This window comes from Kluyvera ascorbata (assembly GCF_023195735.1).
In the GTDB taxonomy this organism is placed as follows: Bacteria; Pseudomonadota; Gammaproteobacteria; order Enterobacterales; family Enterobacteriaceae; genus Kluyvera; species Kluyvera ascorbata.
In genome coordinates this window covers 2,430,335-2,456,755 of the sequence record NZ_CP096201.1, presented here as the reverse complement: position 1 = coordinate 2,456,755, position 26,421 = coordinate 2,430,335, and the positions used below count along the sequence as shown (strand labels likewise).

General features: G+C 47.9%; 21 protein-coding genes and 1 pseudogene. 14 read left to right on the top strand and 8 right to left on the bottom strand.

Annotation, left to right across the window (positions count from 1 at the left end):
- Positions 1–783 precede the first annotated feature (783 nt).
- The 7 genes from MY052_RS11585 to MY052_RS11555 all read left to right on the top strand — a co-directional run bounded on the left by MY052_RS11585 (position 784) and on the right by MY052_RS11555 (position 9,112).
- Positions 784–1,233 (top strand): helix-turn-helix domain-containing protein, encoded by a 450-nt coding sequence (locus tag MY052_RS11585; RefSeq protein WP_167540416.1) that lies wholly within the window; start codon positions 784–786, stop codon positions 1,231–1,233.
- 48 nt (positions 1,234–1,281) lie between these two features.
- Positions 1,282–1,818 (top strand): fimbrial protein, encoded by a 537-nt coding sequence (locus tag MY052_RS11580; RefSeq protein WP_202218114.1) that lies wholly within the window; start codon positions 1,282–1,284, stop codon positions 1,816–1,818.
- A gap of 74 nt (positions 1,819–1,892) precedes the next feature.
- Positions 1,893–2,600 carry a fimbrial biogenesis chaperone gene (locus tag MY052_RS11575; protein WP_227675165.1) on the top strand — a complete coding sequence of 236 codons (708 nt, stop codon included), beginning with the start codon at positions 1,893–1,895 and terminating at the stop codon, positions 2,598–2,600.
- A 13-nt stretch (positions 2,601–2,613) separates the two neighbouring features.
- Complete coding sequence (locus tag MY052_RS11570) at positions 2,614–5,139, top strand: fimbria/pilus outer membrane usher protein (RefSeq protein ID WP_248538855.1); 2,526 nt, start codon at positions 2,614–2,616, stop codon at positions 5,137–5,139.
- Positions 5,140–5,156: 17 nt separating this feature from the next.
- Positions 5,157–6,482, top strand: coding sequence for a fimbrial protein (locus MY052_RS11565; protein WP_248538854.1), 1,326 nt, complete (start codon positions 5,157–5,159; stop codon positions 6,480–6,482).
- Complete coding sequence (locus MY052_RS11560; RefSeq protein WP_202217994.1) at positions 6,479–7,243, top strand: fimbrial biogenesis chaperone; 765 nt, start codon at positions 6,479–6,481, stop codon at positions 7,241–7,243. The genes MY052_RS11565 and MY052_RS11560 overlap by 4 nt, the downstream gene beginning before the upstream one ends.
- Before the next feature lie 1,086 nt (positions 7,244–8,329).
- The gene (locus MY052_RS11555) at positions 8,330–9,112 is read left to right on the top strand and encodes a histidine phosphatase family protein (protein ID WP_248538853.1); all 783 of its coding nucleotides are present in this window, start codon (positions 8,330–8,332) and stop codon (positions 9,110–9,112) included.
- 116 nt (positions 9,113–9,228) lie between these two features.
- Here the strand turns inward: MY052_RS11555 and MY052_RS11550 are convergent, their stop codons facing one another.
- The gene (locus tag MY052_RS11550; protein ID WP_248538852.1) at positions 9,229–10,356 is read right to left on the bottom strand and encodes a multidrug effflux MFS transporter; all 1,128 of its coding nucleotides are present in this window, start codon (positions 10,354–10,356) and stop codon (positions 9,229–9,231) included.
- A gap of 102 nt (positions 10,357–10,458) precedes the next feature.
- Between MY052_RS11550 and MY052_RS11545 the strand changes: the two genes are divergently transcribed.
- The 3 genes from MY052_RS11545 (at position 10,459) to MY052_RS11535 (ending at position 13,886) form a co-directional block, all read left to right on the top strand.
- Entirely contained in the window at positions 10,459–11,253 is a 795-nt protein-coding gene (locus MY052_RS11545; RefSeq protein WP_248538851.1) for an AraC family transcriptional regulator, read from the top strand.
- 394 nt (positions 11,254–11,647) lie between these two features.
- Complete coding sequence (locus tag MY052_RS11540) at positions 11,648–12,676, top strand: zinc-binding dehydrogenase (protein ID WP_248538850.1); 1,029 nt, start codon at positions 11,648–11,650, stop codon at positions 12,674–12,676.
- A gap of 4 nt (positions 12,677–12,680) precedes the next feature.
- Positions 12,681–13,886 (top strand): MFS transporter, encoded by a 1,206-nt coding sequence (locus MY052_RS11535; protein ID WP_248538849.1) that lies wholly within the window; start codon positions 12,681–12,683, stop codon positions 13,884–13,886.
- 134 nt (positions 13,887–14,020) lie between these two features.
- On the opposite strand, the gene MY052_RS11530 is transcribed toward MY052_RS11535, so the two are convergent.
- Together MY052_RS11530 and MY052_RS11525 are read right to left on the bottom strand one after the other, a co-directional pair.
- Positions 14,021–15,181: an IS30 family transposase gene (locus MY052_RS11530; RefSeq protein ID WP_115074693.1), complete on the bottom strand. Its 1,161-nt coding sequence runs from the start codon at positions 15,179–15,181 to the stop codon at positions 14,021–14,023.
- Between the two features lie 54 nt (positions 15,182–15,235).
- Positions 15,236–16,435: pseudogene (locus tag MY052_RS11525) on the bottom strand (alkyl/aryl-sulfatase); the annotation flags it as partial.
- A gap of 572 nt (positions 16,436–17,007) precedes the next feature.
- Between MY052_RS11525 and MY052_RS11520 the strand changes: the two are divergent.
- Together MY052_RS11520 and MY052_RS11515 are read left to right on the top strand one after the other, a co-directional pair.
- Positions 17,008–17,676, top strand: a complete 669-nt coding sequence (locus tag MY052_RS11520) for an epoxyqueuosine reductase QueH (protein ID WP_072011465.1) — start codon at positions 17,008–17,010, stop codon at positions 17,674–17,676.
- Between the two features lie 32 nt (positions 17,677–17,708).
- Positions 17,709–18,608: an alpha/beta hydrolase gene (locus tag MY052_RS11515; protein WP_248538848.1), complete on the top strand. Its 900-nt coding sequence runs from the start codon at positions 17,709–17,711 to the stop codon at positions 18,606–18,608.
- A 49-nt stretch (positions 18,609–18,657) separates the two neighbouring features.
- Here MY052_RS11515 and MY052_RS11510 read toward each other — a convergent pair whose 3' ends face one another.
- The 3 genes from MY052_RS11510 to MY052_RS11500 all read right to left on the bottom strand — a co-directional run bounded on the left by MY052_RS11510 (position 18,658) and on the right by MY052_RS11500 (position 21,441).
- Entirely contained in the window at positions 18,658–19,293 is a 636-nt protein-coding gene (locus MY052_RS11510) for a DUF421 domain-containing protein (protein WP_115074138.1), read from the bottom strand.
- 9 nt (positions 19,294–19,302) lie between these two features.
- The gene (locus tag MY052_RS11505; protein WP_248538847.1) at positions 19,303–19,749 is read right to left on the bottom strand and encodes a DUF3290 domain-containing protein; all 447 of its coding nucleotides are present in this window, start codon (positions 19,747–19,749) and stop codon (positions 19,303–19,305) included.
- A 192-nt stretch (positions 19,750–19,941) separates the two neighbouring features.
- On the bottom strand, positions 19,942–21,441 hold the full coding sequence (locus tag MY052_RS11500) for an aldehyde dehydrogenase family protein (RefSeq protein ID WP_202217971.1): 1,500 nt from the start codon (positions 21,439–21,441) through the stop codon (positions 19,942–19,944).
- A 233-nt stretch (positions 21,442–21,674) separates the two neighbouring features.
- Between MY052_RS11500 and feaR the strand changes: the two genes are divergently transcribed.
- The gene (gene feaR / locus MY052_RS11495) at positions 21,675–22,583 is read left to right on the top strand and encodes a transcriptional regulator FeaR (protein ID WP_123651979.1); all 909 of its coding nucleotides are present in this window, start codon (positions 21,675–21,677) and stop codon (positions 22,581–22,583) included.
- Between the two features lie 12 nt (positions 22,584–22,595).
- Here feaR and MY052_RS11490 read toward each other — a convergent pair whose 3' ends face one another.
- A complete protein-coding gene (locus tag MY052_RS11490; protein ID WP_035897298.1) occupies positions 22,596–22,817 on the bottom strand; it encodes a YgdI/YgdR family lipoprotein in 222 nt (73 codons plus the stop codon).
- A gap of 144 nt (positions 22,818–22,961) precedes the next feature.
- The gene (yncE, locus tag MY052_RS11485) at positions 22,962–24,026 is read right to left on the bottom strand and encodes a 7-bladed beta-propeller protein YncE (RefSeq protein ID WP_248538846.1); all 1,065 of its coding nucleotides are present in this window, start codon (positions 24,024–24,026) and stop codon (positions 22,962–22,964) included.
- A gap of 256 nt (positions 24,027–24,282) precedes the next feature.
- Between yncE and pqqU the strand changes: the two genes are divergently transcribed.
- On the top strand, positions 24,283–26,394 hold the full coding sequence (pqqU, locus tag MY052_RS11480) for a TonB-dependent receptor PqqU (RefSeq protein ID WP_248538845.1): 2,112 nt from the start codon (positions 24,283–24,285) through the stop codon (positions 26,392–26,394).
- Positions 26,395–26,421: the final 27 nt, after the last annotated feature.

Below are 26,421 nucleotides of genomic sequence, written 5' to 3'. Positions count from 1 at the left end.
ACTGCTGCCGTGGTCGATGTCCCGTCACTTTTCGCGCTCTCCTCCGAACTGGGCTATTTGCAACGGTTGCCGGTCAGCTGGATTATGCTTTCATAGCTGTATCTGTACTTTATGGGGTTTCGCATGCTGCGTACCAGAATTCAGCCTATCCCGTGCACTTAATACTGTTCCAATCATCCTCTGCGACTCTATTAACTTGACCGTTTTTCGGCCTCACCTGTAAACATTTTTTCATCACAACATCAATATTGGCGCCCTTCCCGTATATGGCTGTATAAATAACAACCAGCAGATTAAGAACTCGCCTCAAATATTACTTTTAATGAAAAATCATCATGTTCTTCACATCACTCAATAAATCAATGATTTACACGAAAACGGATTGAATAAAAATATAATTCTATATCCCCAGGAAGGGTTATAGACAATGACAATTTATAATGAAAATTCCTAGTATAAACATGAAAAGTCTTAATAAACCTCATAATATGAATAAAAACCAAACTGATTGTATAGGAGAATATATGAAGATAATCCTTTGTAATTTAAATGCATTTCATTTGTCTTAAATCAAATTACAGTTATTATGATGTTAATTCTTAATATCCTGAATTGACTGAGGCTTAATCATTGTTTGACAAAGGATACAAACTGCTGTGCCAAAGTTGTGCATTGAAATGTGAGATCTTACCGCAGCGAATGGTGAAGTCCGCTAATTGTCTCAATGGTCAGGTAAGTATATGGCCTAATAGCAATATGTTTTTTACGGATGGCCTTCTTGATATGCTCAAATCCACAAGAGCGATAATCATTGGTAAAGGCTACTTATTTGTAGATTTCTCGTATTACAACATTAAGTACTTTTTAAATACTGACTGGAATGCTCGCTTGGTTAGTTCGGGGTTAACTGTCATCCTGGTTACCGATAGATATTTAAAAGCTCTTGCTCTGTATTTTCAAAGCATCAATCCAGGAATCAAAGAAGTGCTTAGCAGTACCGATGGTGTGATTGTCTTCAGGAGGAGGCTTGAATACTTTTTATCAGGAAGAAGCATCAGTACAAGAAGTTATGGAAAAATAAACTACACAGAACTTCAGGTGCTTAAGTATCTAATCAAAGGAATGTCTGTCCAGGAAATAGCTTCTCGTACATACACCACTGACAAGAGAATATATAACTTACGCAGCTCAATAGAACGAAAAATGGGCATTACAATAAAAAGGATGCTTTAACTTATGGAAAATCAACATACGTGTTATGCAATCAATAAAGGAAAAATCATGTTAAAGAAATTACTTGTCTTATCGTTAGCATCAGTTTCAGCATCCAGCGTATATGCTGACTCGACCAACACAGTGCAATTCAAAGGGGAAGTCAGCACCCAAACCTGTTCCGTCAACATTAACGGCAATGAAGCTAATCCAGTTGTATTGCTGCCTACAGTTTCGACAAGCTCTCTGGCAACCGCTGGCGCAACTGCAGGTGAAACGACATTTACCGTGAACGTTACCGGCTGCGATGTTGCTACGGCTGATACCGCGATTAAGACGGAATTTGCTGGTAATAATATTACGACCAACGGCAATCTTGGCAATACGGGTGATGCCACAAATGTATCAATCCAGTTGGTCGACAGTGATGCAACCACACCGTTATCTTTCGCCTCAGGCTCAATAGCCACAACCTCAGCCATGACGCTGGCTACCGGTGCTGACTCGACGTCACAAGATTTAATCGTCCGTTACTATGCTGAGGATACCGGTGTTACTGCAGGTACCGTCATTGCCAGCGCCCAGTACGCAATCACCTACGAATAGTTTTTTAAATATGCGTTAACCCTAAATTGATGCAGTTTAGGGTTTTAATACTATTAGATAAATGGCCGTTATTAATGTTACATGTTAATAAGTATATCATCATTATTTTCCTGTTCGCTTTCATCAATAAAACAATGGCGAGTGTAACATTGGTCGGCACCCGCATTATCTATAATTCGGCATCAAAGGAAAAGACATTACAGTTTAGCAATCAAGACAATAAGCCTTCTTTAGTGCAGATATGGGTTGATAGCAAAGCGAAAAACTCCTCACCGGATAAGGCATCTGCACCATTCATTATTACACCACCTATTTTCAGGATTGACGCCAAAAAAAGTCAGTTAGTTAGAATCATGTTTTCAGGCAAGGAAAAATTACCTGCGGATAGAGAGTCTGTATTTTATTTTAATTTCCTCCAGGTTCCCGCGGTCAATGATGAGGATAAAGACAAGAATAAACTCCTGTTAATGGTGACCAATAACCTAAAGTTGTTCTATCGCCCGGCCAATCTTCAGGGTGACCCTAATCAGATGGCAGATAATTTGTTGGTTTCAAGGACAGGTAATTCACTGACGATAAAAAATCCGATGCCATTTCATGCCAATATAAGCTCGGCAACGATCGTTAGCAATAATAAAATAGAAAACATTAAAAATATAAAAATGATCGCCCCTTTTTCCTCTCAAGATTTTCCGATTCAGGGAACGTTTAAAAAATCTCAAGTGACATTGAAAGTTATCAACGATTATGGCGTAGAAATTAAACGGACTTATGATTTTTAACAGGTTTGCTACTATGAACTTACTTAATGAAAAAATAAATTTCTTTATCTGGAATACATTTATTATTTTTCCATTTAGTTTTCTTGCTCACGGTGCGGATGACGGATTTACATTTGACACCTCATTGTTACGCGGCAGTTCACTTAACAATGCAATGCTTGATAAATTCAAACAAGAAGAGACTATAGCGCCTGGCAAGTACCTGCTTGATGTCTACGTTAACGGGAATTTTGTATTCCGCGATGATATATCAATTGAGCAAGATAAAAACGGTCATACATCGCCAAAACTTACCCTAAAACAGATTCAAAATATTGGATTAAAAATAAAATCTCAGGAGGATACTAAAACTTATCCCCTCGGCACTGATATAAAGCCCACCATTGATCTGCCGCAGTTAAGAATAGATCTGAGCATCCCCCAGGCCATGATGAATCGTAGGCCGCGTGGATATATTACTGAAAACATTCTCGAATCTGGCGAGTCAATGTTTTTCATGAACTACAATCTCAATCAATATCATGTGAGTTATAAAGAAAGCAATATCAGCGATCTGAACTCTACCTATGCAAGCATGAATGGCGGCATAAATTTGGGTCTGTGGCGTTATCGCCAGATATCAAACCTACGTTATCAAAGCGGGAGTGGCACTAACTTTGATACGTCTCGAAGATATGTTCAGCGAGCCATTTATCCGCTCAAAAGTGAAGTGTTATTGGGGGAAGGGTTTACCACCGGTCATTTCTTTAGCGGTTTGGGGTTTCGAGGCATAAAATTAAGCTCGGATGAACGTATGCTTCCTGATTCATTGCGCGGATACGCACCAACCGTTCGTGGCGTGGCTAATTCAAATGCTCGCGTAAGGGTTATTCAAGGTAAGAATGTACTATATGAAACTACGGTGGCTCCCGGCCCCTTTTCAATAGAAGATCTTTACGCAACCAACTATGCAGGTGATCTAACCGTTATCGTGACCGAGGCGGATGGCTCGACGCATTCATTTTCCGTTCCTTTTGCTGCGGTTCCTGAATCTATGCGCCCAGGATTATCAAGATACAGCTTTACGTTAGGCAAAACGCGGTACGTTGGTGATGACGATCTATTCAGCGAATTAACATGGCAGCGCGGGTTAACAAATGAGCTAACGCTTAACCTTGGTAACCAATTTGCTGATGGCTATCAGTCAATAATGCTTGGCGGTGTATACACCAATTCATTTGGGGCCTTTGGGATGGACACAACCTACTCCCATGCGAGCCTCCCTGATGATGATGTCGCAGGATGGCTTATGCACCTCTCATATAGCAAAACGTTTCAACCCTTTAATACGACATTGTCCATTGCAGGATATCGCTATTCAACCGACGGTTACCGGGAAATGGGCGATGTACTTGGTCTGCGCAAAGCGGCTAAAAACGGTGATGCGTGGTCATCCACAACTTATCGTCAACGTTCGCGCTTCGAGTTATCGCTTAATCAAAATATAGGTGATTTGGGCAACCTGACATTGTCAGGTTCAATACAGGATTATCGTGATAACCGTAATCGCGATAAGCAACTGCAATTTGGCTGGGGAAAAATATTCAATAATGGAGTGGCATTAAATCTGTCAGTAACGAAGTCGAGAACATTAAGTTATGCTTATAACTATAATGACCAATACGATTATGGTTCTAGTACCAGTTATAGTAATGAATATAAATCCCAGACGACTACAGCATTATCATTAACTTTTCCGCTCGGACGGAAAATGAATTCACCTAGTGTGTCAGTAGTGGCAAACAACACCAGAGGTCAAGGAAGTAGTTACCAGACGTCATTATCTGGCAGCGTGGGTGATGATAATCCTGTGAGCTACGGCGTTAATTTCTCCACAGATAACACCAGTCACCAAAATATCTGGGGAGGTAATCTTCAAACTCGATTACCTTACGCTAATGTCACCGGCTCGGCATCGACATCGCAACAATACTGGCAAGGTTCAATGTCCTTACAGGGTGCTACTGTAGTGCACCGTGGAGGGATTACCCTTGGCCCATATGTGGGAGACAGCTTTGCACTTATTGATGCGCCCGGAGCCAGGGGAGCCAAAATTGTGGGCGGACAGGGGTCAAAAATTGATTACTTTGGTTATGCTTTGGCGCCATCGTTGACGCCATATCATTATAATACGGTAGCCTTAGATCCACAGGGTATGAATAATAAAGTCGAACTTGAAGATGGTCACAAACGTATTGCGCCTTATGCCGGCGCCACCGTTAGAGTGAAATTCAATACTATTAATGGGCAAGCTATTTTGATTACGGCTAAAACGCTAAATAATCAAATCATCCCCATGGGGACTTCTGTTCTCGATTCAAACGGGAAAGAAATAGGTATGGTCGGGCAAGCTAACCAGGTATATCTGCGTAGCGTAAAACAGCATGCCAAAATCACCTTGAAGTGGGGCAATCAAGATAATCAAAAATGCAATTTAGAATATGATTTACCCACTAACCTTGATGCGCCTGTTGCGTTACTTGATGCTCAATGCCGTTAGTTTACCGAGGAACCACTATGTATAATTTATTTTTCTCCATCGTATTTCTATCATTGTGTTATACATTACCCTCTTACGCCACCTGTACACGCGTCTCGCCCACTGTGGATGCCGGGTGCGATACCTGTGGTGTCGGTATTGGCCTTGGGAGAGTTAACCTTACAAGTGCATATCTTCAACCGGTGGGCACCCCTTTAGGTAGTAGCACTTTTAACCTTACTTCAGGTGTTCGTTATTCGGATCCCGACCAGGTGCTTTATCAATGTGCAGCCAGTGATGCTGGAAGTATTTATGAAGTATTCGCCACGAACGGCGATGACCGTGTCGGTGGATATTATGACCTGGGGGCCGCTGACGGTTATCCTAACTATTTTGCCACCTATTTTCCTTATGTCGGAATTAAGCTCACGCATCTGAATTCGGGGCTTGAGTTCACACGCTATTGGCAGCAATATCCAATTAAAAGCTATGCCACTACATCCGATGGATATATTCAGATAAGGGTTAAGGATTTTAGTTCAGTTCGCGCCGACCTGATTAAAATCAGTTCACTGCCCGGCCAGGGGGCAAATCAGTACTGTGGTTATAGCGCATCTGACTTAACATACGGTATGGCGTCAACAACCGGAACGTCTACTTACAGCTGCGCCCAACCCAACGGCTATGTGACTTTTGCAGGCCCAGGCATTGAATCTGACACAGTAGGTAGTGATTCCGCAACGAACTATAGTGTCTGGGGAACCGGTCGCTGGAATGCATTTGGCATGGGCACTTCTCCAGTTTCAACGCTTACGCATACCGCAACATGTGTTGCCCGTAATGTGACCCCACTGGTTTTATTACCGACGATTTCTGTTTCCGCATTAAATAATGGTTCATCTTCTCAGGCCCAATTCGTCATTAACATTGAGTGTGATAACTCAGCGGTATCAGGTGTCAGTAGCGACGGAACAGCGTTGGGTTTACAGGTTCCCTATGAAGCTTACACCCTTGCTCAGGAACTCGGCCTCGTTAATTCAAGCGGCGGTGTGGGCTATCTTCTTTCCGATGGTTACGGTACTGATAGCAGCGTAGCAACCGGCGTTGGAATTGAACTTTCAAACACCGAAACTGGAACAGCCATGAATTTTTTAGGCTGGGCAGCTTCCAATCCTTCCAGCTTAACCGGCAATGCCGGCGGATGGTACCCGGTGCTGGATGGTTCAACCAGCAACGGTAGCACAACTGACGGCTACACCCACTACACCACGCAATTAACCGCAACGCTTACCCGAATTCCAGGGGAAACCGTAACAGCGGGTAAGGTTGATGCCAAAGCATATATCTGGGTAAAGGTCCAATGAGTCCGATTAAAATATCATTACTACTGCTCCTCAGTGCTGTTTTCATTGCCTCGTCGGGTCAATATGCAAATGCTGGAATTATTGCATCAGCCACCCGGGTTATTTTTGTTGAGGGTGACAATGAAAAAAGCCTGATGCTTGTCAATACGAATGCCTACCCCGTCATTGTTCAGACCTGGGTTGATGATGGCGACATTAAAAGCACGCCAGATTCTACTGTTGCACCATTCGTATCGTTGCCTGGTGTATTCAAAATGCATTCAGGAGCCATGAAAGGTTTACGTATCGTAAGGAATAACTTAAGTCTACCTGATGATAGAGAATCCGTTGCCTGGCTTAATCTTTATGAAATACCACCTGGCAAACCAACGATACCGCCCTACCAGACACAGGTGACTCTGGCCATGAATACGCAAATGAAGATTTTTTATCGTCCGCATAGTATCGCTAAAAAAGCAGGCCTTGCTGTCAACCAGCTTAGTTTTACAGTCAGAAAAAATGGCCGTTCCGTATCGCTGACCGGTAAAAATGATTCATTATTTCATATCTCATTTGCCAAAATCTCACTCTTAGCCAACGGTAAGAAATATGAGGTCAAACAAGAAAGCAACATGATGATTGCACCACTGAGCCAGAAAACGTTTGAGGTTGAAGGAGCTGTTGAATCCTTTAATGATAATGCGACCGTCGAAACTTCTATTATCGATGATGAAGGCCATCAGTTTTCCCGCACATTTAGCACGGAGTCTCAACGGGAGTGAGATAATCTGAAACTACTAACCTTGCAAACTTGTGTTTTGTAACGTTGGAAATCGCCGTATTTACTTGCCCCCTCTCCACTTATAAGGACATACCTCTTTAGGGTTGTCCTTTGCTACTCTTTCGTAACCATTGACTGTATAAGTCTAAAATAGATATTCCTACCCCTTTTCATTAGACAGACAAACGAATAAATCTATTGATAGATCTCAATGAATAGTTGTTTGCTGTTAATCTCACCCATAAAACATAATCAAGATCAATTCCCCCCCTCTCTTCTCATCATATATTCTGTGAAAACCCAGTCATCCTTCAGGTTCTTATTCTCCAGAAAGCGATACTAATTTTACTCGCGTTACGTTATTTGACGAGATACTGTATGATTAAAAAATTATCAATGATAGCGCCAGTTTTTTCCTTACTTTGTTCTTCAAGCCTGGCTTTTGCCAGCTCTTACTCGTCAGGCAGTGATGTTCATTTTCTAGGAAAAATAGTAGAACCGTCGTGCTTTGTTAGCACAAATAACAACCAGGTCAGGTTGTCCTGTGGACGTACCCAAGAAGCCAACACGTACGTGTTAACCTCCAGAAAAGCATCCGGCAACCTCAATGATCGATTTTATTTCTCATCGTCACTGAAGAAGATCAACGATAAAACCAAGCTAATTACCCTAAGGGTTTTATATAAATAAAGACCTGGCATCACGCTTTTAGTATTGTGATGCCTTTTTCTTCAATACGCCTTCACCCATTATCATCAGTTTCGCTATCAACCACAGTTGTGTTGATTCCCCCTACCGCGACGCTGCTCGCTGAAGTTCAACGTGCTATCAGAGTTCTTTGCCATGCAAAATATTCGGGGCCAGGTGGGGTTGTCAAAAGTGATTTAATTCACAAGTTCACTATTTTTTGACGGTAACGCAAAAAACAGGAACTTTTAAAACAAAAAAAAGGAAGACATCGTTAAACAAAATGTGAGTATATGAGTTTAGTGATGGATAGTAATACTGCATCATATCACGCGCTTTAATATTTATTATCGATTACTTCCTGGATATTATAGATACACTTACGCTCAAAGGACTCTGTATGACTATTATAAATAAGATTATCCTTGGTATTGTTTCGGCAATGTTCTTTTCAACTGCCGTAGCTGAACCAGTAGAAAAATCAAATATAGAAAATAAAGAAATAAAAATCTATATCGTAAGACACGGTAAAACGATGTTCAATACGCTCCACCGGGTGCAGGGTTGGTCAGATTCACCATTAACAGAAAAGGGCAAGAAAGACGCCTATATGGTGGCTAATGGTCTTTCAACAATCAAATTTGATATCCTATACACCAGCGATCTTGGTAGGGCTAGGGAAACCGCTAGTATAATTAAAAGCAGGCAACATAGTAACTTAGCTGTTATCGAAGATAACAGACTCAGAGAGTGGAACTACGGAGGGTACGAAGGCGGCTTAGATGGTGAGCTGTGGACGCCGATTTTCAAAAAGTGGAATCTGAGCTATGACAAAAACTTCACTCAGTGGGATCAGTTGATGAGTAAGGCGACTGATAGGGATATTGCAAATGAAATCAGTCAAAACGATCCCATGCATTGGGCCGAAAACTACCAACAGATTGAAACACGGTTACATAATTCTCTAGAAGATATAGCAAAAAATGCCGAAAAAAACGGTTATAAAAATGTACTGGTAGTTAGCCATGGTGGGGCTATTGGCACTATTATCGACACACTTACACCAGGTAAAGAGGCTGTGCCGTTAATTGATAATATGAGTGTTACCACCTTATCTTACCAGGGAGACGGCACATTTAAACTGATTAAAGCTGGTGATATGTCCTACTACCAAGCCCATTAATCTCTAAAGCAGTTCCCGCTCCCAGCTAATCTGCCCTGGCAGTCGTAAACCATTTAATATTATACCGGGAACCCATACGACAATAGGTTCCCGGGTAAATAGTAAAACCAGCAGGCTTAGCGCCGTGACAGGCTGCAAAGGCAGGCTATTACTGCACATGCGGTCAGAACGAGTCCAAGTTGCTGCACGATGCCGGCAAGTCCCAGCATCATTCCCAGCAATAAATAGTAGACCAATCCAAACAGCGCTCCGGCTGCGCCTGCCTGTTCACGATACTGGCTTAGGGCCTGACTCAGCACGTTTGGAATCGCAATACCATAGGCAATCACAACCCCAACTACCGGCACAAGGATCCATACAGATTGCTGTAAGATCCATGCTGCAACACCCGACAATAGCGCCAGCAGGCAAGCATTTTTCACCAGTTGTTCTGGCGACAAACCGATAGACAACAGTTTCCGGTTCCATAAGCTGCCCGATAGGGAAGCAAAGGCCAGTAAAATCCCTGTCCATCCGAAAGCCCTGGCACTCCAACCCAATTGGCCGAAAAGAAACGGTGCAAGGCTGTAGTAACTGAAAAGCATTGTATTAAGCAGTGCAACGAGCATTGCATTTTTCCACAGCCTTCCATCCCCCGCCATCCGGCAGACCAGTCCGCCAAATCGCGAGCCGGAAGTATTTTCCGACCGCGTTTCAGGCAGCAAGCATGCTGTCAGCATCAGCAGTATCAGCGCCAACGTGACCAGCGCAACAAACACGCCGGTATGTCCGTACAGGCTAACCAGCCAGCCGCCACTGACCAGACCGAAAACGGGACTGATTGCCAGCGCCGCTCCCATCACGGAAAAGACACGGGCTAACGCCGTCGATTCATAGCTATCTCGCAGCATGGTTTGAACGACAACTGAGCCAGCAGCGGCACCTATGGCTGCGACCATGCGAGCCAGGAGCAATATGCTAAAGTCGGTAGCCACAAGAGCGAGTGCTGAACCGGCCCCGTAGCACAGAAGCCCGGCCATCATCGCGGGGCGCCGACCAACGCGATCGCTTAACCATCCCCAGAGCGCCACGCCGACGGCAAACGCGACAAAATAGACTGAAAGCGTCTGTGCGGCACGTTCACTGCCCACCTGAAAAGCACGAGCAATGTCGGGCAACGCTGGGCTGTATATGGTTTCCACCAACTGGGGAAACATAATCAGTAATGTAAGTAACCACAACGGTGGTTTTTTATTGGTTTTCATAGCAACAATCCTTAGATAATCAGAATATGCGGCTATTATTGCGGAAGTGGTTATGTCGTATTACCATGATAAGGACTATTTATATTTAAAATAGGACACAAGATGAAGATCAATCCAGACGATTCTTTTGATCCGGATACGTTCGATGAGAGGGTTGTTGGAATTGCATCTGATATGGGAATACATGATTCAGGGATGCACAGCCACCTTCGTCATCAGTTGCTTTTTTCGGCAGCGGGAAGCATCACAATCGAGCTGGATAATACCCTTTGCCTACTTCCGCCCCGGCGCGCTGCCTGGATACCTGCCGGCACGGTTCATCGCGCCATTATGAATGGCGCAATGGCCTATCGTTCTCTTTACTTTTCAAACGTTTTACCGTTATCGGCGTTGCCCCTGCAGATCGTTGAGGTTAATCCCCTGTTCTTTGAAGTGATCGAAAGGATGGCATTCTGGCAATGGGGGATGCCTGAAGAACAACAAAGCAGTCTCATCACCGTGTTTTGTGAAGAAATTAAAAACGCCCAAAGCGAAAACTGGACGTTGCGGTTTCCGTTAGATATTCGCCTGAGTGTCTGGCTGGACAGCGTGCGCGGAGGCGAATTACCCCCACGTCTGGGGCAGTTAGCCCAAAAGGTCGGCGCATGTGAACGCACAATAAGCCGTATATTTATTCGGGATACGGGAATGAGTTATCAGAGCTGGAGGCAGCAGTGGCGGCTGCTGAAAGCGATGGAAATGCTGTGTGACGCCTGGTCGCTAAGTCAGGTGGCGCAACAGCTTGATTTTGTCAGTGACAGCGCCTTCATTGTTTTCTTTCGTCAATATACGGGCACAACACCGACCCGCTATCTCCGCCATTCAATCACTGAACATCAGGACACATCTTTGGGTTAACCGTCGACAAAACCTTATTTTAAGCATGTCGCCATTGCGTTCTGCCCTATTTGGTTGATGTGCGAGTGCATATGAACAGTGACTTTTGCAGTTATTAGATGACTGAAGATAACGCTTCATTCTTTTACTGAAAGGTCACGCGTTTGATCATTCTGATTCATGTTTACCCAGTATACGCACGCAAGATAGATTTTCTTTCCTGTATCGCAATTTCTTCTCAGTCGTCAATCAGAGGCTCCGATGGCATTCTGGTATTGCACAATGAGGATCACGGCTTTTCGTCAATGAAAGCCAGAGGAGAAAGAGACCGTGGACCGTCGCCGCATAAAACATGGTGTCTCGTCTTCTCGTCGCCCTTGCCATCTGATAATCCCTATTTTTACCGGTGCCATTTATGAATAAAAAATACCGCGCGATGCAGATCGTTGCCCCCGGCGTGCTGGAAATGACAGAGCGGCCGATACCCGCTCCCGGCCCGGATGAGGTGCTTATCAAAATTGAAGCATGCGGAGTATGCGGTGCCGATCTCCGGGACGCGGAAAGCGCGCCGCAAGAGGGCCAGCCTGGTCGTATACCGGGACATGAGATCGTCGGGTTTATTGCCCGCAAGGGAGAAAAGGTACCCGATATCTGGCAAACCGAGCAGCGGGTAGGCGTCGGGCGGCTGGGTGGGTACTGTCAGTACTGCAAACCCTGTCGCAGCGGGCTTTTTCATCTCTGTGAAAATCAGCTTACACCAGGACTTAGCTGCGATGGCGGCTACGCAGAGTACGTTGTCATGCGGCATACCGCGCTGATAGCGATCCCCACCGCGCTCGCTTCCGTGCATGCCGCCCCAATCCTTTGCGCCGGTACCGCAACCTTCAACGCGCTGCGTAATTCTGGTGCCAGAGCGGGCGAGAGAGTGGCGGTTATCGGGATGGGTGGCCTTGGCCATATGGCGGTTCAGTACGCCCGCAAAATGGGGTTTGACGTGACGGTGGTTGCGCGGGGTAATGAAAAAGAACGTGCGGCCTTTCAACTGGGTGCACACCACTACATCGATACGCTGAAGGAAAATGCATCACAACGGCTGAAAAACGACGGCGGTGTGGATTATATTGTGGCTACGGCAGCGGATTCAAAAACGGTTGCAGCCCTCTTGTCCGCCCTCTCTCCTCGGGGAAAGACGATCCTGCTTGGTACAGGACAAACGCCGTTGCAGGTCTCGCCGGGTATGATGATCGGCGCTGAACGCACACTGACTGGCTCCTTCGTCAGCACACCTGCGCAAACCGAGCGCGCACTGCGGTTCAGCCAGCTCTTTCAAACGTTGCCCATCACAGAGTTGCTGCCATTCGAACGGGCAAATGAGGCGCTCAACAGACTTAAGCAGGGTATGGCGCGATACCGGATAGTCCTCACCATGAACCAGGATAATTAATCACATGTCCGCAGAACATTTCCTGCCCGTTGCAGACCAGAACAATAATATTATCCGCCTGTCGGCCGCCCAGGCCCTTGCCGGCGCCAACTCCGTCGTCTTTTATGCCACCGGCGCCATTGTGGGTAACGCCCTCGCGCCCAGTAGCTCATTGGCAACACTTCCCATCACCATGTTTGTTCTGGGGATGGCAGCCTGTATCCTGCCGTTAGGTACATTAGCGCGAAAAGAAGGCCGTAAAGCCGCCTTTATGGTCGGCACCGGGGCGGGCGTCATTACCGGCCTGACGGCTGCGCTGGCCGTGGTCATCGGCTCATTTCTGCTGTTCTGCATTGCCGCATTTTTAGGTGGCGCATATGCCGCCGTTGCGCTTAGCTTTCGTTTTGCCGCAACCGACGGCGTCACGCCAGAACGTCGTGCCCGGGCCCTATCGCTGGTGATGGGCGGCGGAGTGATTGCCGGTGTGATTGGCCCAATGCTGGTTTCAGGTACGATGCACCTTTGGCCGCCTCATACCTTTGCCGTCACATTCATCGCCCAGGCGCTCGTCGCCGTCATTTCGGCATTCATTCTCAAAGGCGTGAAAACAACAGAACCTGCCAGCACGGTAAAAATGGGTGGGCGACCTTTGCGCGACATTGTCCGTCAGCCAGGGTTTGCCCGAACCGTATTCAGCGGTGCCGTAACCTATATGGTGATGAACTTCCTGATGACGGCAGCACCACTCTCCATGCATATGCACGGCATTTCTCAGCAGGCGTCGAATCTCGGTATCCAGTGGCATGTTATTGCCATGTATGGCCCAGGTTTTTTCACCGGCAAATTAATCAACCGCTTCGGAGCCATGCGTATCGCTGCCGCCGGTCTGCTTATCACCGCAAGTTCTGTTCTGGCCGGGCTCGGTGGAACCGATATTTTCCACTACTGGCTATCGCTGATTTTACTGGGTCTCGGCTGGAATTTTGGCTTTACCGGCGCATCGGCGAAGATCATTGAATACCACCGTCCCGAAGAGAAAACCCAGGTCCAGTCCCTGAACGATTTTGTGGTGTTTGGAGTGATGATCGTCGGTTCTTTCTCTTCAGGTGCCCTGCTCAGCCTCTACGGCTGGAACGCCGTCCTGTGGGGCTCCCTTGTTCCCATCGCTCTTGCCTTGGCCGGTATTGTTAGAGAGTTGCAGGCGAAAAAGATCGATAAATTAAGCTGCTGACGCTGTTTTATCTGCTGCCTGGAAGCGGGTTATGGTGATTTGAAAAGTAGTTAAAGCCCAAAATCAGCGGGCAGGATTTTGGGCATATTTGTCGATGTTTATGTACACATTCACGTCCGCTCTGGGCTGTGAGTTCAACCGATGGATGCAACACATTGATTGAACCGCTCTGCTGGTGATTCATAGTCTAGCGTTTTTCTCGGCCTCTCGTTGAGCTGTCTGGCAACACTGTTTAGTCTTTGCTGGCTGTGAACCGATAAGTCAGTTCCTTTTGGAAAATACTGTCTGAGTAATCTGTTTGTATTTTCATTTGAGCCGCGTTGCCAGGGGGATTGAGGATCGCAGAAGTAAACCTGAATATCTGTAGCTACGGTAAACCGGGTATGGCTGGTCATTTCAGCACCCCGGTCCCATGTTAATGTTTTATAAAGCTCAGCAGGTAATTCACGGGCTTGTTTGATGAGTGCAGATATAACCGTTATGGTCTTGTTGTCCCTGACTTTGGCCAACATAACAAAACGGGAATGACGCTCTACGAGGGTGACGATATAGGAGTTTTTAGAGCCCTGGATCAGATCACCTTCCCAGTGACCTGGTATGGCTCTGTCAGCTGCTTCAGGTGGCCTTTCGCTGATAGAGATCGTATCCGGGATTGACCCTAATCCTTTCCCTTTAAGCGATGATGTTCTGGATCTACGCACGACTCTTCCGCTTCTGAGGCATTGCTGCAGTTCTTTTTTTAATGCACCCCGGGTTTGTATAAAAAGCGTTTTATATATCGTTTCGTGTGACACATGCATTTCCTGACTATCCGGATAACAGCGTTTCAGCCAGCCGGCGATCTGTTCCGGCGACCAGTCCTGATGCATCTTCTCTGCAATGATTTTACACAATGCGGGGCTTTGAATTAGCTTGCAAGGTTTTGGTCTCAGAGCATTTTCCCACGCAGCAGTATCGGCTTTTGCTGCACGGTATTGTTTTGCACCACCGTGTCTCCTAATCTCGCGGCTAATCGTTGAAGGAGCTCTTGATAATTTGGCAGCGATGTCCCTGATGCTGCGTTTTGCTACCAATCCTCTGGATATTTCCTCTCTTTCATCAAGCGAGAGCGCTAACCGGTGCCGCCTTCGCACGGGAGGACGGTAGCCACCTGTCTGGTGGATTGTAGGCATAATAGAAGAGTGAAATCTGTCGAACATTCTGGCGATATCGTGCAGGGAATCACCTTGCTTATATCGGTCCCAGATAATCGCTTTCTGTTCTGGCGTGTAGTAAATGCGCGTTCTTCGTTTCATGGCAACGTCCCCCCTTGATTAAGGATAGCGTTGCATCGACCCGTTGAACTCACAGTCTGGCAACTTGAAGTCGGCGGCAATTTCATCGCGCGTCAGGCCCTGGTTAGCCATACGTAGCGTCTGATCGTTTATGTAGCGATAGAGGTCACGCTGGCTTTTCAGCAGGTTAACCACGTTCTCATTGCCCCATGTTGGCCAGTGGTGCTGGGCCATGATGATCTCAGCTTTATCTCCCCAGCGAACGATAGCCTCGTTGATATACTTAGACCACGGCAGTGGTTCGCGGATCTTCGCACCGCGCAATGAGTAAGTGTTATGCAGGGTATGAGTCACATCCTCTGCGGACTCGATGAGCTTTTTCTCTTCGATATACCACAGCATTTCGGATGGCGCTTCTGAGCCGGGCGCTAACATGAAGTCGTAGGTCAGGCCATCAATCACTTCTTTCTGACCATCTTTTTCAATAATATTTGTCGGTGCGATAAGCGTGACGGTACCTGCGGAGGTCGTTGTTCCAAGGCCGGCGCCAACCTGGCCTTTGGCATTAGGCTTCAACAAGTTACCGTACATATAGCTTGCACGACGGCTCATTACGTTGCCGGCCATGATGTTCTCTGCAACGGCGGCTTCCATAAAGCCCGATGGTGCGTAAATCTTCACTTTGCCGGATTTCACATCCGCTTCATCAATGACGCCGCGAACGCCACCGTAGTGGTCGACGTGACTGTGAGTATAAATGACGGCCACAACCGGTTTCTTACCACGGTTTTTATAATAGAGCTCCATCCCCACTTTGGCGGTTTCCGCAGAAACAAGAGGGTCAACAACCGTGATCCCCTCTTTACCTTCAATAATGGTCATGTTGGAAAGATCAAGGTTACGGATCTGGTAAACACCGTCAGTGACCTCAAACAGACCGCTGATATTAATAAGCTGGGATTGACGCCACAGGCTCGGGTTAACGGTAGCAGGGGCTTTCTCACCCTCTTTGATGAATGCATACTGCTGTGGGTCCCAGATGATATTACCTTGCTCACCTTTGATAACTTCAGTTGGCAGTGCAGCGATAAACCCCTTATGGGCATTCGTAAAATCGGTATTGTCAGAAAAAGGCAATTGGTTATAGAGCGCATCGTTAGCAGTTTTCGTTGCGTCGGTAGCATCTTTCGCAGGAACATCAGCATAAACAGGCAGGTTAACGGTTGTCATTAGTCCGGCCAGCGCTAGGCTTTTAACAATAAGCGTTAGTTTCATTACGACCCTCATTGACTTAGTGATAAACAAATGTTGCATCCCCGTCTATAACGCCTTCAAATCATCTGCAGGAATTAACTATTAAAGATTGGCCTCTTTTTTACATTTGGCAATGTTATGGAATTGAATTCATACATTGAATTGACGTTGGCTTTCTTTGTAATTCTTAAAAATTAAAATTATTAGGTACTTGATTGAATTTACAGCACTTTATTTTTTCACATTATCTTTATTATTTGACGAAATATAAATCATGAACTAGCGCTGATTTTTATTTCATTCTATTTAAACAAGCAAAAAAACTAAGTAAATCAGTGGAAGTAATGAATCGTGACCAGGGAATGGATAGTGGCGTGAATATTCTATTAAATCAAAAAGTCACCTTCTATGCTCTTGTGAGTTAGCTGACCTTACTGAACAGGTCTGCTTCTCGTTCATTGCAGATTTCGGCCCCAAAGGGGTGCCTGATTGGCGCCAGGAGCGGACACGCGCCTGATGTTTATCATTTTTTTTACAATGCCCTTATAAATGCTACAATTTTCGCAAATTTTCTTATCATAAAAAAATGACCGATGACTATAGCTAAATTTGAGCGGCCAAAACTGCAACTCCCTAACGACGCGGACAAATTGTTATTGCACTCATGCTGCGCCCCCTGCTCCGGCGAGGTTATGGAAGCTATCCAGGCGTCGGGCATCGAGTACACGATTTTCTTTTACAATCCCAATATTCATCCGCAGAAAGAGTATCTCATTCGTAAGAATGAAAATATTCGCTTTGCTGAACAGCACGGCATACCGTTTATCGATGCGGATTACGACACTGACAACTGGTTTGAACGCGCCAAGGGCATGGAATGGGAACCTGAACGGGGCATTCGATGCACGATGTGTTTTGACATGCGTTTTGAGCGCACGGCGCTGTACGCCGCTGAAAATGGTTTCAGCGTGATTAGCAGCTCGCTGGGGATTTCACGCTGGAAGAATATGCAGCAAATCAATGATTGCGGGCAGCGAGCCGCCGCGCATTATCCGGGCATGGTGTACTGGGACTATAACTGGCGCAAACAGGGCGGTTCCTCGCGCATGATTGAAATCAGTAAGCGCGAGCAGTTCTATCAGCAGGAATACTGCGGCTGCGTTTACTCGCTGCGTGACAGCAACCTGCACCGCAAATCCCAGGGCCGCCCTCTTATCAAACTCGGTAAGCTTTACTATGGTAAAGAAGAAGAACAAGACTGATTTTTAGCGTACTTGCACATGGAAATTTTAACGTGATTGATTTCATCCATTTTAACGACCGCCATCAACAATCCAGTTCGCTATTACCGCATGCTAAAAATGTGGCTGACTATTGGGTCGCCGGGTTACATATTCGCCTCTATGAGCCGGAAAATGCCGTCGAGGATGTGCTTCTCGTTTATCACGGTGGTGGCGTCAACTCAGATGCGGGTTACGATATCCTTGCTCATCAGATAAGTCATCGAGGGTCTGTTTGTACGTGTCTTATTGATATTCGTGGACACGGACAGTCGTCGGGTGATAAAGGGCGCGTTGATAATCCACAGCAAATCTGGCTGGATGTCGACACGATTCTTGAACATCTGCACGTAAAATACCCCCGGGCCAGGGTTCATCTACTGGGTCATTCAAGCGGAGGGGGAATGCTGATCAATTATTTCACTCGCCACACCCCATCGCAAAAAAGTGACAGTCTGATTCTACTTGCGCCAGAGTTTGGGCCTTTCGCGCCAGCCAAAATTTTCAACAGCACATCGGTGCCATTCGCCTCAGTAAGCAAGTGGCCTTTTATACTCAATGCGCTCAGTGGCGGATTATTGTGTGGCAACCATTTTGCCGTTACGCTGAATTACCCCAATGAGGTCATGTTATTACGGCCTGAATTTGTTCAGCGATACAGTGTCAATATGGCGAATGCTTTAACACCGAACCATCCCACAAGGCAACTTGCAGCACTACCGCTACCTGTAACGGTTCTGATTGCCGAGAATGATGAGTTATTTGACGCAAAGCAGATGTCAGAGTTTGTAGCAGGATGCGGCAACCCGAATTTACTCCACAGGATTGTTGAGCACAGCAAACACTTAGACTGCATTTTTGATGCCAGTGAAGAAATACGTCAGCATCTTGAGAGACCTCACGACGAGGTCTGACTTCATGCTGGAAGTGAACATTAACCACAGTTTAATTTGCTTTTGGGTATTATTTTTCATATCCATATAAATTAATCTTTCCCGATAAATACTCACCTAAATATACTTCACTGATTTTATTAAAACCTTGTTTTGTCACTTCACTTTCTAACCAGTCGCTGTCCTTGTTAAGGATTTCGAGCAGGTCATGGTTGGCCAATCCATCCACTATAATTGGATAGCGTATATTTTCATCACCATTTTGTATAATGGTTAACTGCCCATTCTGTTCGAGTACGACACGCTTTAATTGTTCTATTTCATAAATGCCATTGGCTCGTAATTTGAACATCAAATCATTTGCAGAAACGCCATTGCGTAAACACTCCCTAACATCTACGCTGCCATTATGAACCAAAGTAATGGGTTTGCCATCAATAATTCTCTTAACTAGCCGATTGTTCTCTTTCAAAAACTTAAGAACAAAGACAAGAAAAGTCCATATAATTAACACCAGAACAAATTGTAGTACTGTTATCGATTCATTGTAAATTACACCACCGATGATCCCCCCCAGCACATAGTTCTGAACCTGATCCATTGCGGATGAGGGAGCCAGATTCCCCTTCCCCATGAGATTGATTTGAACAATTAGACACAGTATTCCCAGGCCCAGCTTTATAATGATAGGTGTATAAATTATCATTTTCACTCCTCAGTGTTTTATAATTTCTATGTCTGGGTTTACTAACGAAACTTCTACTAAACCGTATGTTTTCTGATCCGGGCTTAAGTTAACACGATAATAAATTTCATTAATTTTAACGATAATACCATCTGAGAGTTGTACTGAACTCGAGAATATAGTATTTACGTTCACTTCTTTTTCTTTCGATAGCAACTTAACGAAATTAACCATTTGCGATGATTGAGAGTGGAAATTTTGGCTATCAGTATAATCAGCATACTGGACACCAGAAATGAAGAGTAAAAACAAGAAGACGATGATCGTTAAGTCACGATATTTAGTTTGCAAGCGATGACGCATGTACAGGCTAAAAACAACAATCAGAATAAATAGCGCACTAAATATAATGATGTATTTTAAATAATCATTAATATTAGACTGCGTTTGAAGATAATCGATGCCATAAAATCTCATATATTTATAATCCCTGAATCCTCATACCCCCGTTTGAATTATAGTAACACATTGTTTCTCCATGCTCAGAAGTTCCTTAACAACTAATTATTATGGGTCGCTTAAACGAACGTCACTCGCTGAACACCTCGTTTTGATAAGGCTATGTGCAAGGCCCTCTCCCATCGAGGAGAGGGCACGGTTGAGTGCAAATTAGTAGCGCACGCACACCGATTTAGTTTCACACCAGTCGTTCAGCCAGTCCGGGCCAAAATCACGTCCCGTACCCGACTGCTTCATGCCGCCGAACGGCAGGTTGGCGTCAATCAACGTGTGGCTGTTGACCCATACCGTGCCGGCCTGCAGGCGGTCGGTATAGTTCAACGCCTGAGTCAGATCACGGGTCCAGACGCTAGCGGTCAGGCCGAAGTCGCTGTCGTTGGCCAGGCGAAGCGCCTCTTCGCCGTCGGCGACGCGTACCAGGTTCACTACCGGGCCAAACACCTCTTCGCGAGTTAAGCGCAGATTGGCATCCGGGTTGATCACCAGCGTTGGCGGAATGTAGAAGCCCTGAGCGTCCGGGCCAACGTTGCCGGTAATCAGCTCGGCGTTTTGTTTACGCGCGTCATCAAGATACGCCGCCACTTTGGCGCAATGCGCCTGAGACACCACCGGGTTAATCTGCGTGGTTTCCAGCATACCTGGCCCCACCTGTAGCGATTTCACCGCCTGCTCAAAGCCGCTGACCAGCGTATCGAACAGCGGCGCTTCTATATAGATACGTGAACTGGCGGCGCACACCTGGCCCTGGTTAAGGAAGCTGCCGGTCATCAGCCCTTCGATAACCCAGGCCGGATCGGCGTCTTTCAGTACGATGGCCGGGTTTTTACCACCCAGCTCCAGCGTCACGCGGGTGAGCCTGTCGGCGGCGACGCGGGCAATCTGTTTACCAGTCGCGGTAGAGCCGGTAAAGCTCACTTTTGCCACATGAGGATGCGAGGTTAACGCCGCGCCGCACTCGGCGCCGCTGCCGGTCACCACATTGAATACGCCTTCCGGCACGCCCGCTTCAATGGCCAGTTCCGCCACACGCAGCAGCGTCAGCGGCGTCGTTTCTGACGGTTTAATGACGATAGAACACCCCGCAGCCAGCGCTGGCATCACCTTCCACATGCCAATCATCAGCGGGAAGTTCCACGGCACAATACCGGCAACGACGCCGACCGGCTCTTTTTTGGTCCACGCCTGGTAGCGTGCGCCCTGCGGGAATGGAATGGAGACATCCAGCGTACGGCCGCTAATTTTAGTGGTCAGCCCGGCGGTATAACGCATCCAGTTCAGGGTGCAGCCGACTTCAAAGGCACGGGAGATGTTGATGGATTTGCCCTGCTCCAGCGTCTCCAGTTGAGCAAGTTCTTCGCCGTTCTGCTCAACGAGGTCAGCAAAGCGCAGCAGAATACGTTCGCGTTCGGCAGGCGTACGCCCAGCCCAACTGCGAGAAACAAATGCGCGCCAGGCGGACATGACGGCGTGGTCAACGTCTGCTGCATTAGCATCCGCGGTGGTGGCAATCGCCTTGCCCGTTGCCGGGTCCCAGACGGTGAGACGTTTTTCGCTCTGCGCCGCCTGCTGCGCGCCATCAATAAACAGGCCATGCTGACGGTCTAAAAACTGTTGCACGCTTGGGAGCAGTGCTACCTGTGATGAGGACATATCGTCTCCTTATTCTTCGCGGTTAGTCATTTCAGTCTACGGCGGGTCTGGAGATCGCGCTTTTGTCTCTGTGACATTCGCTTGTGCGGCTGTGACAGACGCCGCAATTAAACAGATTGCTCTGGCAGAAATGTGCAACAGGTAATAGTTCTTTCATATATTCCCCTGCGAAGCCTTGTTAAAGGCAACATAAATGCAACAATACCAAAACATTTTCATTGCAGAGATGGCGTATGGCAGCGGTAAATGGCGGTGAGACATATCAGGCGTGGCTGGCCAAAATCAACCAGGTGTGCGGGCATTTCGCGGCACGTCCGTTAGATGGCGACTTTCATGGTGAGATAGATACCAGCTACGCGGGCAGCCTCAAGCTCAGCACCGTTACGACCCGCAACGTCAATCTGTTCCGCACCCGCCAGGAGATCCGCAGCGGCAACGATGCCTGGTTCTATACTGTGTTTCAGCTTGCCGGTCAGGCGGATATTGAGCAGGACGATCGTCAGGTGAAGCTGCAAACCGGCGATATGACGCTGATTGACGCGTCGCGCCCCTGCTCTATTCTCTGGCAGCAAACCTCCCGTCAGGTCTCACTGCTGCTACCGCGTCAACTGCTGGAAAACCAGCTGCGCGGCAGCGGAATTAGCGTCGCTACCCGTTTAGATAAATCCCTGCCGATGGTGCAGCTTAGCCAGCGCCTGCTGCATGAGAGCATGAGCAGCCCGCAGCTTTCGGCAAGCGAAAGTGAAGCGGCGCTGGATGCGATGGTGTGCCTGCTGCGCCCGATGCTGCATCAGCGGGAGGTGGCCCCTTCACGGCGCGAAAAGCAGTTTCAGAAGATCATGACGCTGATTGACGATGCGATTCAGGAAGAGCATCTGCGCCCGGAGTGGCTCGCCGATGAAACCGGTATGTCGGTAAGAAGCCTGTACCGACTGTTTGCCGATAAAGGGTTGGTGGTGGCGCAGTATATCAAGAACCGTCGTCTTGACCTCTGCGCCCAAGCGCTACAACGTGCGCCAGACGACGAAAAGCTCGCCGGCATCGGCTATCGCTGGGGGTTCAGCGACCACAGCCATTTCTCTACCGCCTTCAAGCAGCGGTTCGGTATTTCGCCAGGCGAATACCGCAAGCGTGGTCGCTAAACAAAACTCAAATCAATTATCTTCAACCAGCTGCGACACGTCGTTGCTGTTGATTTCACGCGCATTGCCGTTCTGATCGGTGTAGCTGGTCATGCCGGTCTCTTTATCGAGCTGCGGTTTACCCTGCGTCACAATCGTCTGACCGCTTTTGGTGGTCATTACGTAGTTAGTCGTACAGCCTGCCAGCGCCAGCAGCATTGCGCCCGCACACAGAAAATATAAAGGCTTTTTCATCATTTCTCCGTTCATTGTCCCCGCCAATGGCAAGGTTAAGTCGGCATATTGTATGCCGGATACGGTGAAATGGGGTATCGACGGGTTGTAACAGAAGTTAACGTGATGATTTCCGGGAGGTCAATGGACCTCCCGGCGTACAAATTACAGCGCGATACGAATCACGTCGTCAGGCGCGGTGGCCTCTTTCTGACGGGTAGATTCCTGCTTCACGCTGACGTACAGCGTTTTACCGTCGGCGGAGAGCGTCAGGCTGTTCGGGAAGGTTGGCGTTTTGATGGTTTTGGTGACTTTATAGTCTTTCGCATCAATCACCGTCACGGTGCCCGCTTTACGCTGCGTCACGTAAACTTCGTTACGAACCGGGTTGAACAGCACCGCCAGCCCTTCCTGGGTGTCTACCTTCGACAGCACTTTGCCATCTTTCAGGCTCACGACCAGCAGTTCCGGCTGTTTGGAGTCGGTGATAAAGGCACGCTGACCTGCTTTATCCAGGCTTATGTTGATATAGAAGTGCTCTTTGCCGTCATCCTGCAGCTTCTGACGAGTCAGAATTTTGTTGCCTGCGGTATCGATGGTGACCAGCTCGCCGTCGCCGTTGGTGACGTACAGGCGCTGTTTATCCGAGTCGACCGCCAAGCCCGTGCCGAAGCTTCCGGTACCGGTAATGGTGGTTTTCAGCGTCAGTTTGTCGCCGTCAACAACCCAGACGGAGCTGCCATCTTTGCCAATGCCGGTGATGTATACGGTATTGGTTTTCTCATCCACCGCCAGTTCACGCGGCTGCAATGGTTTAACCGTTTCACTACGTTCACGGCCATCCAGTACCAGGCGTCCCTTCACGTCGCCCGTTTTGGCGTCAATCGCGGTCACCGCACCGTTAATGGTGTTACCAAACCACAGGGTCTGGGTCTGATTATTCAGCGTCGCGCCAAACGGTTTGAGATCGTTATGAATAACCTGCGTCACTTCCAGCGTGACCGGATCAAGGCGATAAACAATCCCGCCCTTATCGGTTTTACGACTTTGTGATGTGGCCAGCCACAGCGCATTTTCCTGCTGGCTGTAGGCCATTTCATATGCCCCTTTGCCTACCGCTTTACGCAGCATTTCATCTGCGGCATGCGCGCTAAAGCTTCCCGCCAGCAGGAAAGCACTCAACAACAGAGAACGGCGCAGACGCGGCGCGGACAATTGACGTAATGACATGACGACTCCCTTTGATGAACTTAATGATTTCTGCTTCACATCGCTTCTGGCTTCGCAGCGTCATTGCACTACGTTTATAGATGCGAATAGTAATCATTAATTTATGTAAAGTGGAGCTTTTATTACCCCTGGCAACCAATTAGTTTCTATTTCATCACCTGAAATTAACGATTTATGCTGCTAAAGTTTTCAATACATTTACAAAAGTATTAACCTATTGGGGTCTGTTCCATTTGGTACATTTTGCGAGTTTTTCATGAAAATCATAACCGTACGCTCTGTGGCGCTGCCTGCGCTGCTGTTGCCGCTTGTTTTTTCTCCTTTTTCCTGGGCCAATGATGAACAAACCTTAATCGTCACCGCCGCCCCACAGGCCGTTTCTGAGCTGGATACCCCTGCCGCCGTTAGCGTGGTAGACGGCGAAGACATGCGTCACGCCGCACCGCAGGTTAACCTTTCAGAATCGCTGGGCGCTGTGCCGGGTTTGCAGGTGCAGAACCGTCAGAACTATGCTCAGGATCTTCAGCTTTCTATACGTGGTTTTGGTTCCCGTTCAACCTTCGGCGTTCGCGGTATTCGTCTGTACGTTGACGGTATTCCGGCCACCATGCCTGACGGTCAGGGGCAAACCTCGAACATCGACATCGGCAGCATCGATCACGTTGACGTGCTGCGTGGCCCCTTCTCGGCGCTGTACGGTAACGCCTCCGGCGGCGTGGTCAACGTCACCACCCAGACCGGCAAGCAGCCCACCACCATTGAAGCCAACAGCTATTACGGCAGTTACGGTACCTGGCACTACGGCATGAAAGCCAGCGGCGCAGTGGGCGACGGTACCCATGCGGGCGACGTTGATTACACGGTGTCGACGAATCGATTCACCACCCACGGTTATCGCGATCACAGCGCGGCGCGCAAGAACCTCGCCAACGCCAAACTCGGCGTACGGATCAACGACGTCAGCAAGCTAACGCTGCTGTTCAACACCGTCGATATAAAAGCTAACGATCCGGGCGGCCTGACGAAAAGTGAGATGGACGCTGACCGCCAGCAGTCCCCGCGCGGTGACCAATACAATACGCGTAAAAGCGTGAAGCAAACCCAGGCGGGCCTGCGCTATGAGCGTCAGCTCAGCGAGCAGGACGACCTCAGCGTGATGATGTACGCCGGGGAGCGCCAGACCACGCAGTACCAGTCGATTCCCAACACTTATCAGAAGAACCCCGCTCATTCCGGCGGCGTGATCGACCTCGATCGTCACTATCAGGGTATCGATACTCGTTGGACGCACCGCGGCGAAATGTTGATTCCGGTGACCTTCACCACTGGGCTTAACTACGAAAATATGAACGAGAAGCGCCGGGGCTACGAAAACTTCGTTATGAATGGTTCAACGCCGGAGTATGGCGAAAAAGGTAATTTACGCCGCAACGAACGCAACCTGATGTGGAATCTCGACCCGTATCTGCAAACCCAGTGGCAGCTGACCGACAAGCTGACCCTGGATGCGGGGGTGCGCTATAGCTCGGTGTGGTTTGACTCCAACGATCACTACGTGACAACGGGTAATGGCGACAGCAGCGGCGATACCAGCTATCACGAATGGCTGCCTGCGGGCTCGTTAAAATATGCCATTACCGATGCATGGAACGTCTATGCCAGCGTTGGCCGCGGCTTTGAAACCCCGACCATCAGCGAACTCTCCTACCGTTCCGGCACGGCAAATGGGCTGAATCTGGATCTTAAGCCTGCCACCAACGAGACCTATGAGATTGGGAGCAAAACGCGTATTGGCAATGGCTTACTCAGCGCCGCGCTGTTCCAGACCAACACCACTAATGAGATAGTCACCGACAGCAACACCGACAGCCGCGCCAGCTACAAAAACGCCGGTAAGACCCGTCGTCAGGGTGCTGAGCTGGCGATTGACCAACAGTTTGCCGAAAACTGGCGCGCCAAAGCGGCATGGACCTGGCTTAACGCCACCTACCGCACCGATGTCTGTGGCGACGGCAGCTGTAACGGCAATCGTATTCCAGGCATCGCCCGCAATATGGGCTTCGCTTCGCTGGGCTATGAACCGGAAAGCGGCTGGTACGCCGGTGCGGACGTGCATTACATGGGCGATATTATGGCCAACGATGCTAACACCGCCCGTGCGCCGTCCTGGACCGTGGTTGGCCTGAATACCGGCTACAAGTTCAATCTCAGCAACTGGACGCTGGATGTCTTCGGGCGCGTCGATAACCTGTTTGACCGCGAATACGTCGGCTCGGTTATCGTGAATGAATCTAAAGGGCGCTACTACGAACCGGCACCAGGTCGTAACTACGGCGTGGGCGTTAATGTGGCGTGGCGTTTTGAATAATGCATGACAACGTTTCCGGGGCAGCCC